General features: G+C 70.1%; 13 protein-coding genes and 1 pseudogene. 7 read left to right on the forward strand and 7 right to left on the reverse strand.

Annotation, left to right across the window (positions count from 1 at the left end; all coding sequences use genetic code 11):
* Positions 1-140: 140 nt before the first annotated feature.
* The 7 genes and pseudogenes from ACFWQG_RS00070 to ACFWQG_RS00100 all read left to right on the forward strand — a co-directional run.
* Positions 141-1,145 (forward strand): annotated as a pseudogene (locus tag ACFWQG_RS00070) (sensor histidine kinase); the annotation flags it as partial.
* 65 nt (positions 1,146-1,210) lie between these two features.
* Positions 1,211-2,077 carry a LytR/AlgR family response regulator transcription factor gene (locus ACFWQG_RS00075; protein ID WP_378505530.1) on the forward strand — a complete coding sequence of 289 codons (867 nt, stop codon included), beginning with the start codon at positions 1,211-1,213 and terminating at the stop codon, positions 2,075-2,077.
* Positions 2,074-2,469, forward strand: a complete 396-nt coding sequence (locus tag ACFWQG_RS00080; protein WP_378505531.1) for a hypothetical protein — start codon at positions 2,074-2,076, stop codon at positions 2,467-2,469. Before ACFWQG_RS00075 ends, ACFWQG_RS00080 begins: the two co-directional genes overlap by 4 nt.
* A gap of 15 nt (positions 2,470-2,484) precedes the next feature.
* On the forward strand, positions 2,485-4,230 hold the full coding sequence (locus ACFWQG_RS00085; RefSeq protein WP_378505532.1) for a cation acetate symporter: 1,746 nt from the start codon (positions 2,485-2,487) through the stop codon (positions 4,228-4,230).
* 226 nt (positions 4,231-4,456) lie between these two features.
* Positions 4,457-4,813: a DUF485 domain-containing protein gene (locus tag ACFWQG_RS00090; protein ID WP_378505533.1), complete on the forward strand. Its 357-nt coding sequence runs from the start codon at positions 4,457-4,459 to the stop codon at positions 4,811-4,813.
* Positions 4,813-6,438 carry a cation acetate symporter gene (locus tag ACFWQG_RS00095; protein WP_378505534.1) on the forward strand — a complete coding sequence of 542 codons (1,626 nt, stop codon included), beginning with the start codon at positions 4,813-4,815 and terminating at the stop codon, positions 6,436-6,438. The genes ACFWQG_RS00090 and ACFWQG_RS00095 overlap by 1 nt, the downstream gene beginning before the upstream one ends.
* Positions 6,439-6,532: 94 nt before the next feature.
* Positions 6,533-6,964 carry an SRPBCC family protein gene (locus tag ACFWQG_RS00100; RefSeq protein ID WP_378505535.1) on the forward strand — a complete coding sequence of 144 codons (432 nt, stop codon included), beginning with the start codon at positions 6,533-6,535 and terminating at the stop codon, positions 6,962-6,964.
* Positions 6,965-6,967: 3 nt separating this feature from the next.
* Here ACFWQG_RS00100 and ACFWQG_RS00105 read toward each other — a convergent pair whose 3' ends face one another.
* The 7 genes from ACFWQG_RS00105 to ACFWQG_RS00135 all read right to left on the reverse strand — a co-directional run bounded on the left by ACFWQG_RS00105 (position 6,968) and on the right by ACFWQG_RS00135 (position 12,508).
* Positions 6,968-7,837 (reverse strand): universal stress protein, encoded by an 870-nt coding sequence (locus ACFWQG_RS00105; RefSeq protein WP_378505536.1) that lies wholly within the window; start codon positions 7,835-7,837, stop codon positions 6,968-6,970.
* A gap of 133 nt (positions 7,838-7,970) precedes the next feature.
* On the reverse strand, positions 7,971-8,864 hold the full coding sequence (locus tag ACFWQG_RS00110) for a transporter substrate-binding domain-containing protein (protein ID WP_378505537.1): 894 nt from the start codon (positions 8,862-8,864) through the stop codon (positions 7,971-7,973).
* A gap of 52 nt (positions 8,865-8,916) precedes the next feature.
* On the reverse strand, positions 8,917-9,528 hold the full coding sequence (locus tag ACFWQG_RS00115; protein WP_378505538.1) for a TetR/AcrR family transcriptional regulator: 612 nt from the start codon (positions 9,526-9,528) through the stop codon (positions 8,917-8,919).
* Positions 9,529-9,649: 121 nt separating this feature from the next.
* A complete protein-coding gene (locus ACFWQG_RS00120; RefSeq protein WP_378505539.1) occupies positions 9,650-11,200 on the reverse strand; it encodes an AMP-binding protein in 1,551 nt (516 codons plus the stop codon).
* A gap of 12 nt (positions 11,201-11,212) precedes the next feature.
* Positions 11,213-11,542, reverse strand: a complete 330-nt coding sequence (locus tag ACFWQG_RS00125; protein ID WP_378505540.1) for a DUF202 domain-containing protein — start codon at positions 11,540-11,542, stop codon at positions 11,213-11,215.
* Positions 11,535-11,915 carry a YidH family protein gene (locus ACFWQG_RS00130; protein WP_378505541.1) on the reverse strand — a complete coding sequence of 127 codons (381 nt, stop codon included), beginning with the start codon at positions 11,913-11,915 and terminating at the stop codon, positions 11,535-11,537. The genes ACFWQG_RS00125 and ACFWQG_RS00130 overlap by 8 nt, the downstream gene beginning before the upstream one ends.
* Before the next feature lie 17 nt (positions 11,916-11,932).
* Complete coding sequence (locus tag ACFWQG_RS00135) at positions 11,933-12,508, reverse strand: VOC family protein (protein WP_378505542.1); 576 nt, start codon at positions 12,506-12,508, stop codon at positions 11,933-11,935.
* Positions 12,509-12,640: the final 132 nt, after the last annotated feature.

Raw genomic sequence — 12,640 nt, forward strand, 5'->3', positions numbered from 1 at the left:
TTCGTCCAGTACAGCGCTTCACTGCTCTCGATTGACGGGCGCGCCGCCGTGGTCGCGCCGGACAACTTGCTGTTCGATGTCGATGCCGGCGAGACCATTCGCCGACGCCTGCTCACGTCCTCCCCCCCCCCCCCCCCCCCGAGGCCCCCCCGCACCTGCGCACCCTCACCTCCGCGGAGTCCCTCGCCCTCGCCGACCAGGACGGCGCACCCCTCGCCTGGAACGGACCGAACGAGCACCTCACCGGCCGCTTCGCCGCCGCGGCCCGCGCCGCAGCCGAGACTGGGCGGCGGGAACTGATCGCGCACCCCCACCCCGGGGTCCGGGCGCTGATCGTGCAGCCCCTCGTCGTCGAGGACGTCGGGGTGGTCGGGGTGATGGGAGTGCTCACCGCCGCCGAGCCGGGCCCGGGGATGCTCGGCGCGATCAGCGAGGTCGCCCGGTACGCATGCAGCCAGATCGAACTCGCCGAACTCGACGCCTCCCGCGCCCGACTCGACCGCGCCGAGGTCCGCGCGTTGCGCGCGCAGATCAGCCCGCACTTCATCTACAACGCACTCAACACCGTTGCGTCGTTCGTGCGGACCGACCCGGACCGGGCGCGCGAGCTGATCCTCGAGTTCGCCGACTTCACCCGCTACTCCTTCCGCTCCGCAGGCGAGTACACGGTGCTGTCCGACGAACTCCGCAACATCGACCGCTACCTCACCCTCGAACGCGCCCGATTCGGCAGCGCCCTCGAGGTGCGGCTGCAGGTGGCACCCGAGGTGCTCGGGGTGGTGCTCCCGTTCCTCGCGCTGCAACCGCTGGTGGAGAACGCGGTGCGGCACGGCCTCGCCGGGCAGTCCCGCGGCACCGTCACCATCGTCGCCGCCGACGAGGGCACCGACTGCGTGATCAGCGTCGAGGACGACGGCGTCGGCATGGACCCGGAACTGCTCCGCTCCGGCACGCTCGACGCCGTCGCCTCCGGGACCGGGGGGCCCGCCGCGAAGGAGTCCGCACACGTCGGGCTCGCGAACGTCGACGACCGGCTGCGGGCGGCGTTCGGCAACGACTACGGCCTGGTCGTGGAGACCGCGCCGGGGGCGGGAACCCGGGTGAGCATGCGGGTACCGAAGTTCCGTCCCGGCGTCCACGTCTGAGTCGCACGCGCCGGGTCGGGCGTGACGCACCCGGCCGGAGACCGACGTGGCACCATTGACCTGTTGTGACACAGACACCCGAAGGGGCCCCCGACACCCCGCTGACCGTGCTGGCCGTGGACGACGAGCGTCCGGCGCTCGACGAACTGGCCTACCTGCTGCGCGCCCAGGGCGACGTCGGGGAGATCCTCACCGCCGGGGACGCGACGACCGCCCTCCGGGTGATCAAGGACCGGCTCCGCATGGCCGCCGAGTGGACTCCCGGCGCCGCCGGTGTGCCGACTCCCGGCGCAGCGGGGGCGATCGACGCGGTGTTCCTCGACATCAACATGCCCGGACTCGACGGCCTCGAACTCGCCGGTGTGCTCGCCGCGTTCGCGACCCCGCCGGTGGTGGTATTCGTGACCGCCCACGACGACCGCGCCGTCGACGCGTTCGACCTCGGTGCCGTCGACTACCTGCTCAAGCCGCTGCGCGCGGAGCGGCTCACCGAGTCGGTACGCCGGATCCGCGCCGCCCGCCGGATCGGCCGGGTTACCGAGCCGGGGCAGCCGGAACCCGATGCCGACGAGGTGATCCCCGTCGAGCTGGGCGGGGTCACCACCCTCGTGCACCGCTCCGACGTGGCGTGGGTGGAGGCGGACGGCGACTATGCCCGCCTGCACACCGCCACCCGGTCCCATCTGGTCCGGATCCCCATCTCCGCTCTCGAATCCCGATGGCAGGCGGCCGGATTCCTGCGGGTGCACCGCTCCTACCTGGTGTCGCTGCCCCTGGTGACCGGCATCCGCAGTGTCGGAACCGGAACGGTGGTGTGCCTGCGCGCGGGTGAGGACACCCCGGTGGTGGAACTGCCCGTCAGTCGCAGGCACACCCGCGAACTCAAGGATCGCCTGGTGCGGGCGCCGCGGCAGCAGTGGACGAGTAAATGAGCGGGCCCGCCGGACCGCAGCGCGCACCGGCGGGCGGCCCGCCGTCGCGGGAGCGGGTTGTGCTGGCGCACCGCCGCGGGGCCCGCGTGGTCCGGACCCGGGTCGAGGTGCAGGAACAGACCGAGGTCGGCGATGCGCTGGTGCGGGCGTTGGTGCGGGCCCAACTCGGGTTGTCCTTGCGTTTCGCCGCGGCGGTGGTGCTGGTGGCAGGCGCGGTGCCGCTGCTGCTCGCGGCCTTCCCCTGGCTCGGCGGCGTCACCGTGGTGGGCGTGCGGCTGCCGTGGCTGGTGCTCGGGGTCGCGGCGTTCCCTGCGCTGTATCTGGCGGGCAGGCTCTACATTCGACTGACCGACCGGATCGAGCAGGAGTTCGTCGACCTCGCCGACGACTGAGGACGGAGGTGACGTGTGTCGGGGCAGCCGATCCCGCTGGTGACCGTTGTCGCGTTGGTGATCGCGGCCGTCGCGACCGTCGTCATCGGGTTCTACGGGGTTCGGCTGGCGCGCACCACCTCCGACTTCCTCGTCGCGTCCCGCAGCGTCGGATCGCGATGGAACGCCGCCGCGATCTCCGGCGAGTACCTGTCCGCCGCCTCGTTTCTCGGGGTCGCCGGGCTGATCGCCAAGTACGGCGCCGACGCCCTGTGGTACCCGGTCGGGTTCACCGCGGGCTATCTCGGGTTGCTGCTGTTCGTCGCCGCCCCGCTTCGCCGTTCGGGGGCGTACACCGTCCCCGACTTCGCCGAATTCCGTCTCGGCAGTAAGCGTTTGAGGCTGCTCGCGATGCTCGTCGTTGCCGTGATCTGCGTGCTGTACATGGTGCCGCAGTTTCAGGGCGCGGGCCTCGCGCTCGGGATCCTGCTCGGGATACCCATGTGGGTCGGCGCGGTCGTCGTCGCGCTGATCGTGATCGCGAATGTGGTCGGCGGCGGCATGCGGTCGATCACCTTCGTGCAGGCATTCCAGTACTGGCTCAAGCTGACCGCCGTCGCGGTGCCCGCCCTGGTCCTCACCTTCCACTTCCTCGGCGCGGACGGCGGCCTCGGGACCCCCGCGCCGCCGACCGTCACCGACCGCACCACGGTCGACGTCACCACCGACGTGATCGTGCAGGTGTCGCAGCCATTATCGGTCACCGCGTCCGGCGTCCTCGACGGGAACCCGGTGGACGGGCCGGTCGCGCTGGGGGTGGGCGAGTACGAACTGTCGGCGGGCACGGCCCTGGTACTCGACGCTGGTGCCGCGGTCCCGGTCGTCGCCGGCGCGCCCCCCACCGGGGCGCAGTGGCTCGATCCGGGCTGGGGCCTCGGCGGCACCCACCCGCTGTACCAGGTGTATTCGCTGATCGTGGGCATCTTTCTCGGCACGATGGGGTTGCCGCACGTGCTGGTCCGCTTCTACACGAACCCCGACGGCCGGACCGCGCGCACCACGTCGCTCGCGGTGATCGGGTTGGTCGGGGTGTTCTACCTGTTTCCGATCCTGCTCGGGGTGTTCGCCCGGCTATGGGTGCCGCAGCTGCTGATCACCGGCACCTCCGACGCCGCTGTCCTGCTGCTGCCCGCCTCTGTGGTGTCGGGGGTCGGGGGGCAGGTGCTGGCGGCGCTGGTCGCGGCCGGGGCGATCGCCGCCTTCCTCGCGACCTCGTCCGGGCTGCTGGTCAGCGTCGCGGGTGTGCTCAGCACCGACGTCATGAAGGGCCGGATCCGCGACTTCCGGGTCGCCGCGGTCGTCGCGGGCGCGGTACCGCTGGTCCTGGCGATCGGGGTTGCCTCGATCGACCTGTCCCGCACCGTCGGCATGGTGTTCGCGGTTGCCGCGTCCACCCTGTGCCCGCTGCTCGTGCTCGGCATCTGGTGGCGGGGGCTCACCGCAGCGGGCGCCGCGGCCGGGCTGATCGTCGGCGGGGTTGCCTCCGGGTCGGCGGCGCTGGTGACGTCGTTCGGCGGCGTCGGGTCCGGGCCGTGGAACGGGTGGCTGCAGGTCCTTGTCGGATATCCGGCGGCGGTGACGGTGCCGCTCGCGTTCCTGACGATGGTCGCGGTCAGCCGCGCAACCCGCGGCAGCATCCCCGCCGACGTGGCCCGCACCTTCACCCGGATGCACGCGCCCGAGCGGCTCGGGGTGGGCCGCGACCGCGAGCGCGACCTGTAGGCGGCTCCGCCGCCCGTGCGCGGATTTCACCCCGACTGGGGTAAAGATCGCGCACGGTTCGGGCAGCCGCGGACTGCCGTTCGTCGCGCCGGACCGACCGCCCGGCGCCCGATCCGACTCCTCGGCGTGTGATTGCCGACACTCCCTGTCGCTGTGATGTGGGTCTCACTAACGTCTGTGGCCTGCCGGGCGTCACTGCCGGCACCCACCGACCGAGGAGTCCGACGTGACCACAGCAGACCTGAGTCCGGAGTCGCCAGCGCGGCGCACCCCGGACGCGCAGGCCTTCATCGAGATGCAGGCGAGTCCCGAGTTCCGGGACCTGCGACGCAGGCTGCGCCGCTTCGTCTTCCCGATGACGGCGTTCTTCCTGACCTGGTACGCCGTGTACGTGCTGCTGGCCACCTACGCCTCGGAGTTCATGGCGACGAAGGTGATCGGCAACGTCAACCTCGGTGTCATCCTCGGCCTCGGCCAGTTCCTGACGACGTTCGTCATCACCGCGATGTACGTCAAATTCGCGAACCGCGAACTCGACCCCCGCGCCGCCGCGATCCGTGACGAGCTGGAGGGCCAGCACTGATGACGAGCTTCCTCGCCGCGGGCGACTCCCAGGTCGGCAACCCGGCCCTGAACATCGCCATCTTCGTCGCGTTCGTGGTGATCACGATGGGCATCGTGATCCGGGCCAGCCGGACCACCAAGAAGGCATCCGACTTCTACACCGGCGGCGGCCAGTTCTCCGGCCCGCAGAACGGTTTCGCGATCGCGGGCGACTACCTGTCCGCTGCGTCGTTCCTCGGCATCGCCGGTGCGATCGCGGTCTACGGCTACGACGGCTTCCTCTACTCGATCGGCTTCCTCGTCGCCTGGCTGGTCGCGCTGCTGCTGGTCGCCGAGATGCTGCGCAACACCGGCCGGTTCACGATGGCCGACGTGCTCAGCTTCCGGCTGAAGCAGCGACCGGTCCGGATGGCCGCAGCCCTGTCCACCCTCGTGGTATCGCTGTTCTACCTGCTCGCCCAGATGGCCGGTGCCGGTGGCCTGGTCGCGCTGCTGCTCGACATCCACGACAAGGCCGGGCAGGCGATCGTCGTCGCGGTGGTCGGCGTCCTGATGATCGTGTACGTGCTCGTCGGCGGCATGAAGGGCACCACCTACGTGCAGATGGTGAAGGCGGTGCTGCTGATCGCCGGTGCGGGCATCATGTTCGTGCTGGTGCTGCTCGCCGTCCGCGGCAACTTCTCGCAGCTGCTCGCCGACGCCCAGTCCGCGGCGAACGGGTCGGCGAACCCGCGGGATGTTCTCGCGCCCGGCGCCAAGTACGGCATCAGCTCGATGTCCCGGCTGGACTTCCTCTCCCTCGGCATCGCCCTGGTGCTCGGCACCGCCGGTCTGCCGCACGTGTTGATGCGCTTCTACACGGTGCCCACCGCGAAGGAGGCCCGCCGCTCGGTGACCTGGGCGATCGGCCTGATCGGTGCGTTCTACCTGTTCACCCTGGTGCTCGGCTACGGTGCCGCCAAGATGGTCGGGCCGGACGTGATTCTCGCGGCCCCCGGCAAGGAGAACGCGGCCGCCCCGCTGCTCGCCTTCGAACTCGGCGGCACCCTGTTCCTGTCGATCATCTCCGCGGTCGCCTTCGCCACCATCCTCGCGGTCGTCGCGGGCTTGGCGATCACCGCGTCGGCGTCCTTCGCGCACGACATCTACGCCAGTGTCATCAAGCGCGGCAAGGCAACCGAGGAACAGCAGGTGAAGGTCTCGCGGATCACCGTCGTGGTGATCGGTCTCGCGTCGATCGTCCTCGGCATCCTCGCGATGGGGCAGAACATCGCCTTCCTGGTCGCGCTCGCATTCGCCGTCGCCGCCTCCGCGAACCTGCCGACGCTGCTGTACTCGTTGTTCTGGAGGAAGTTCAACACCACCGGCGCGCTGTGGAGCATCTACGGCGGTCTGATCAGCTGCCTGCTGCTGATCGTCTTCTCGCCCGCGGTGTCCGGGTCGAAGTCCGCGATGTTCCCGAACGCCGACTTCTCCTGGTTCCCGCTCGCCAACCCGGGCATCGTGTCGATCCCGCTGGCCTTCGCGCTCGGCATCATCGGCACCTACGTCGGACGCCGCAAGCTCGAGGACCCGGCAAAGCAGGCGGAGATGGAGGTTCGCTCCCTCACCGGCGTCGGAGTCGAGAAGGCGGTCTCGCACTAGATCCCGCCCCGCCAAGCAGTCCCGCACCCGGGCGCCCTCGCCCCGGGTGCGGGACTTTCTGCGCCGCTGGACGGGACGCCGATAGGATGCGCGAATGGCAAAGCTGAAGGTGTCGGTCGCGGTTCCACTCACCCCCGAGGTGGCGTGGGAAAAGGCAAGCGATCTGGGTGAATTCGACAAATGGTTGTCGATCCACGAGGCGTGGCGCTGCGAGTTGCCCGCCGAGTTGTCGACGGGCACGACCGCGGAATCGGTGGTGTCGGTGAAGGGACTGCGGAACCGGGTCCGGTGGACGATCACCGACTACGCGCCGCCGCGGTCCCTGGCGCTCAAGGGCGACGGCAAGGGCGGTGTGAAGGTCGGCCTCGTGCTGTCGGTGACGCCGAAGGACGCGGGTTCCGAGGTGGGTTTGCTCATCGACCTCGGCGGGGCACCGCTGTTCGGTCCGATCGGGTCCGGGGTCGCCCGCGCGCTGAAGGGCGACATCGAATCGTCGTTGCGGACGTTTGTCGCGCTGTACGGGTAGCGGTCAGCGTCGTTCCCGGACGATCATCACCGGGCGCTCGACGCGATGCAGCAGGGCCCGGCTCGTCGAACCGAGCAGCATCCCGCGGAAGCCGCCCCGGCCGTGGCTGCCGACGACGACGAGCTGGGCGGACCGCGACTGGGTGAGCAGCTGATCGACGGCCCGGTCGCGGACCACGATGCGCTGAACCTCGACGTCGGGGAACCGTTCCCGCCAGCCGGCGAGGCACTCGGCCAGCGTCGCCTCCTCGTTCTCGATCAGCCCCTCCCAGGGCAGGTCCTCGACCGCGGACGGCAGGGTGTCGAAGTCCACGTCGCTCCACGCGTGCACCGCGACGAGCGGCACCGTCCGCAGCGATGCCTCGAGGAAGGCTGCCCCGATGGCGGGCGCGCTGTTCGGTGATCCGTCGACACCGACCACCACCGGTCCGGTCGGTGTCGGATCGGCGGTCGGGATCACCACCACCGGGCACCGGGAATGGGTGGCGAGGGCGGTGGACACCGAGCCGACCAGCGCGCCGCGCACCGCGCCGAGGCCCCGGGAGCCGACGACGAGCATCCGCGCGGATTCGGACCTGTCGAGGAGAGCGGGGATCGGCGGCCCGTGGTGGAGCGCGGTCCCGACCTCGACGCCCGGCGCGATCTCCCGCGCGCGGGCGGCCGCGGCGGTGAGGGTACGGTTCGCCTCCGCGTCGAGGCCGTCGTAGAACTGCTGCGACGCAACGAGTGCGCCACCGTAGACCACGGGTGTCGGCAGCGCGGCAACGAGGTGCAGCGGGGCGGTGTGCGCGGCGGCGGTGCGTGCCGCCCACTGCAGGGCCGCGTCCGCCGTGTCGGATCCGTCGACGCCCACCACGATCGGGGCAGTGCTCACGAGTCGCCTCCTCGGGTCCGGCCCGCGGTCCTCCGCCGGGCTCTGGACTCCATCGTGGCCCGTTCTCGCGCGGCCCGCACAGGGGCGAAGGTCCTCGCGGTCGGTGGCGTCGCCCACACACCGACCCGGGCGGTCACTCCAGGATCGGGGTGGCTGCGGAGTCGACCAGCCAGGCCTGCGCCAGTTCGTCGAGGGTGCCGTCCGCGTAGAGCGCGTCCACGGCCGCGGTGACGCACGGGGTCAGGGGGCTGTCCTTCTCCAGGACGAGGCCGAAGAACTCGGTGACGGTGTTGGGGCGGGGGAACTGCCCGACCAGCAGGCTCTCCGGCAGGTCGGCCTCGGTGATCTGGAATCCGGTCGGGCTGTCGACCACCAGCGCGTCGATCCGACCGTCGGCGAGTGCCGCCTTCGCCTCGTCGGTGGTGGCGAACGCGACGGGGTCCTTGCTCGGTCGGATGGTGCTCTCGATCGTGGCCAGGCTCGTCGACCCGGACTGGGCGCCGAGCCGGTATCCGGTGAGGTCGCTGAGGTTGTGGGCCGAGGCGGCCGGGGTGCCGGCGATCGCGACGATCGACTGGGTCACCGCGTAGTACGGCGACGAGAAGTCGACGGCGCCGCGCCGCTCATCGACGATCGTCACCTGGTTGATGTCGAAGTCGAAGTCCTTGACTCCCGGCGCGATTGCGTCCGCCCACGGCACCCGGAGGAACGTCACCTGCTCGCGGTCGTAGCCGAGCCGTTCGGATACCGAGCGGGCGACCGCACCCTCGAACCCCTTGCCGTTGCCGGGGTCGTCGTCGACGAACCACGGCGCGTAGGCGGGGGAGTCGGTGGCGATGGTCAACGTGCCGGGGGTGTGGGTGACGCCGGTGTCGGGGCCGCAATTGCCGACCGTCACCGTGCCGGGTGCCTGCGGGGTAGCCGCGGCGGACGGGTCGGCGTCGGAGGCGGTGCATCCGCTGACCGTGAGCACCGTGCTGAGCGTGACGGGCAGCAGGATGGCCGATCGACGTCCGGTTCTGGGCACCCGGACATAGTGCCCGCGAGCCCCACCTCCTGCAAGGGTGGTTGCGGGGTCGTCAGTCCTTCCAGTAGATGGCCCGATACCAGATCTCGGTGATGGTGGCGATCGCGGCGTCGTCGTCGACGGTGTCGGGGTCGACGTCGCCCGCGAGCTGGTCGTAGCAGAACTGGTTGAGCATTGCGACGATCGCCGATGCGGTGAGGCGGGGATCGATGCCCGGGCAGTAGCCGTCCTTCTGGGCGCGTCGGATCGTGTCGCTGACCGCGTCAACCAACTCGTCGCACAGGTCCTGCCAGAACGTCGCGAAGTTGTCGTTGACCATGGCGAGCTGGAACACGCCGATCATCTCGGCGAGGCGTTCGCGGTAGGTCATCCAGTGCGCGCGGCTCCACAGCGCGACGCGTTCGCGGTTGGACCGCCCGTGCGTGAACGCCTCGAGCGCCCGGTCGCGGGCCTCGGTCCGGAACTCCTCTGCCCAGTGGGAGAGGAGCGCCTCCTTGGAGTCGTAGTAGTTGTAGAAGGACGCGGTGGAGCGGCCGGCCTCGCCGGCGATGTCGGCCACGGTGGTGGCGAGAAACCCCTTGCGGGAGATGACCCGGCGGGCGGCGGACTCGATCGCCGCCAGCGTTTCGCGGCCTCGAACCGTCGGCTTGGCCTGGACGTTCACGTGCGATGTCCCCCTCGGATCTGCTGATGTGCGGCCCCCGGATGTGCTGTGGAGACGCACATCCGGGTCGAATCTGACCCTAACATCAGATTCGACCCGGAGGATGGCCGGCCGGCGACGATCAGCCGATGCGGCGTCCCGCCGCGGGCCAGTATTCCTCGCGGAGGCTGATCTTCTGGACCTTTCCGGTGGCATTTCTCGGGAGGGCGTCGACGACGTCGACCCCGGTCGGGCACTTGTAGTGGGCGAGTCGCTCGCGGGTGAACTCGATCAACCCGTCCGGGTCGATCGACGCCCCTGGCCGAGCCGCGACGACGGCGTGCACCGTCTCCCCCCACCGGTCGCTCGGAATCCCGATGACCGCGGCCTCCGCCACCGAGGGATGGGTGGCCAGGACGTTCTCCACCTCGGCGGGAAAGACGTTCTCGCCGCCGGTGACGATCATGTCCTTGATTCGGTCGGTGAGGAACAGGTAGCCGTCCTCGTCGACATAGCCCGCGTCGCCGGTCCGGAACCAGCCGTCACCGGTGAACGCGGCCGCCTGCTCATCCGGCCGATTGCGGTAGCCGACCATCACCAGGTCGCTTCGCGTGCGGACCTCGCCGACCCGGCCCGGCGGCAGCGGTTCCCCGGTCACCGGGTCGAACGTGCCCACCTCGATCCCCTTGAGTGGCCGACCCGCCGACGACAGCCGGTGTTCGGGGGCGCCCTCGGCGTGGTCGGCCGGACGAAGGAACGAGATGGGCCCGTTGGTCTCGGTCATCCCGTAGCACTGGGTCAGGTCGGAGTCGAACGCCGCCCGCGCCTCCTTGAGGAGAGTGGTCGAGATCGGGGATCCGCCGTAGATCAGCATCTTCAGTGCCGGGAACGTCATCCCCGCCGCAGCGGGGTCGCGGACCAGCATCTGGATCAGTGCGGGCACCATCGCCGCGTAGGTCACGCCCGCGGAGCGCATCAGGCGCAGCACGTCGCCGGGGACGATGTCGGTGACGAACAGCGCCGTCGCTCCCCTTGCGAGGCACAGGAAGAAGAATCCGGTACCGGAAATGTGGAACAGCGGTGACGGGATGAGCAGGACGTCGCGGTGCCGGACGTCGAAGGGGGTTGGTTTGGCGAGGTTCGCCGCGATATTGGCGTTGGTCAGCTGAACGCCCTTGGGGCGCCCCGTTGTCCCCGAGGTGTAGAAGACGAAGGCGACATCCTCCGGGGTCGGCTCGACTCCGGTGTCGTCGCATGGGTGCGGGGCGAGCCACGCGTCGATCTCGACGGCCTCGCCGCCGCGGACGGCGTAGGTGGCTCCGGGCTCGCCGACCGGAAGGCCCAGCAGCGGGAGCATCGCCGACTCGCAGATCGTGACGACGGGATCGGCGTCGAGCATCAGTTCGCGCACCTCCGGCTCGGCCAGTCGCCAGTTCAGGGAGATCCCCGCGGCGCGAACCTTCGACGCCCCGACGAGCGCGGTGACCCAGGTGCGGGCGTCTCGGCCGAGGAACGCAACCCGGTCGCCGGGTGCGGCACCGACATCGAGGAGTGCGTTGGCGAACCGGCTTGTCGCCTCGTGCAATTGAAGGAAGGTGAGGGCGGGTCCGTTGTCGACGGCGATCGCGTCGGCGCCGGGCGCGGCGATGGCCCATTCGCGGATCATGTGGGCGAGCGAGGTGGGGGTGTTCACGATGCTCCTCTACTACGTGGTCGCGACGGCGACGGCGGCCGCTGCTGCGAGCGCGACCGTTGCCGCCGCGGTGAGATGGACGGAAAGGGCGGATCGTTCGGGAATGAAGCGGTCGAGGGCGAGGGGGTGGTCATCGCCGTCGACCATCGACCTGCGGTAGCGGCGTTCGCCGGTGCGGGCGAACGCGATGAGTCCGGCCGCCGACACGGTGAGCAGCGGAATCATCAGGGCAGGGGCGTGCCGGGCGACGAGCGCCGCGGTGACCGCCCAGGCGAAGGCGAATCGATACCACGAGAGCAGGGTCCGCTCCCGCTGGGCCAGATCCTCGCCGTTGTCAGCCATGGACGAGAACGCCGACGAGGACCCCGACGCACACGATCGCGACGAGCGCGGCCAGTGTCGGTATCGCGACCATCGCGGGCAGCGGTCTGCCCATCCGCATCGCGGACTGGACCCGCCGCCACTGGACGACGGCCGCGACGGCGAGCGCCCCGCCAATCGCCACCAGGAACAGTGCGATGCTCCGCGTGATCCAGCCCGGCAGCGCCCGGTCGACGAACTCGTTGAGGGCGACCCCCGCGGCGACCAGGGCCAGCGCGGTCCGGATCCAGGCGAGGAACGTGCGTTCGTTCGCGAGGGTGAACCGTGGATCCGGTTCGCGTCCGGTGTCGTCGAGCGGCGTGCCGGTGTCGTCGCGCGGCGTGCGGGTCGACATGGTGCGGACTCTCGCGGCTAGACCACGACCGGGGTCGGGCGGGCGACCCGCTCGTCGCCGGTCCTGGCGGTGTGTCGCACGTCGTCGGGGGTGAACGGGCGGAGCCAGCAGGAGAACTCAAGCAGGATGTCGTCGGGGTCCTGGAAGTAGAAGGACCGCACGTACACCCCCGGGTGCATCGATTCCGCGACCTGTGTCTCGCTGTCGTCGTGGTTGACCAGGGGCCCGACCCGGACCCCCTTGTCCTTCAGTCGCTGGCGGTACTCCACGAACTTGTCCTCGGGGACGTCGAAGGCCACGTGGTTGAGTGAACTAACCGAACTCGTCCATTCGCCGAAGCCGGGAAGCGTGATGGGGGAGGAGATCCCGGGGACCGCGTCGTGGTTGTCGGCGAACCAGAAGAAGGCGAGCGAGTTGCCGTTGCCCGCATCGAAGAAGAAGTGCTGCCCCTGCCCATCCGGCAGTTCGACGGTCTTGATCAGGGGCATCCCGAGGATTCCGCTGTAGAAGTCGACGGTGCGCTGCATGTCCGAACAGACGAGCGCGACATGGTTGAACCCGCGGAGCTCGAATTCGCTGTTGGTGGAAGTCATGGTCCTCTTTCGTCTCGTATGGGTGCGCCAGAGGTGGGAATCCGCCGGGCTCGATCGAGAGCCGGGAGGTCGAGATTTGCTGATCCTAACATCAGATTCAGTCTTGGGGGAGGTTTTCCGCTGAGCGGATTC

Origin of the sequence: Rhodococcus sp. NPDC058532 (assembly GCF_042719255.1) — a bacterium.
Lineage (GTDB): Bacteria > Actinomycetota > Actinomycetes > Mycobacteriales > Mycobacteriaceae > Rhodococcus_G.

Excerpts from the sequence above, each read along its gene's own strand:
- ACFWQG_RS00125 (WP_378505540.1), bottom strand. The coding sequence starts at position 11,542 with ATGGCTGACAACGGCGAGGATCTGGCCCAGCGGGAGCGGACCCTGCTC.
- ACFWQG_RS00080 (WP_378505531.1), top strand. The coding sequence starts at position 2,074 with ATGAGCGGGCCCGCCGGACCGCAGCGCGCACCGGCGGGCGGCCCGCCG.
- ACFWQG_RS00095 (WP_378505534.1), top strand. The coding sequence starts at position 4,813 with ATGACGAGCTTCCTCGCCGCGGGCGACTCCCAGGTCGGCAACCCGGCC.
- ACFWQG_RS00130 (WP_378505541.1), bottom strand. The coding sequence starts at position 11,915 with ATGTCGACCCGCACGCCGCGCGACGACACCGGCACGCCGCTCGACGAC.
- ACFWQG_RS00135 (WP_378505542.1), bottom strand. The coding sequence starts at position 12,508 with ATGACTTCCACCAACAGCGAATTCGAGCTCCGCGGGTTCAACCATGTC.
- ACFWQG_RS00100 (WP_378505535.1), top strand. The coding sequence starts at position 6,533 with ATGGCAAAGCTGAAGGTGTCGGTCGCGGTTCCACTCACCCCCGAGGTG.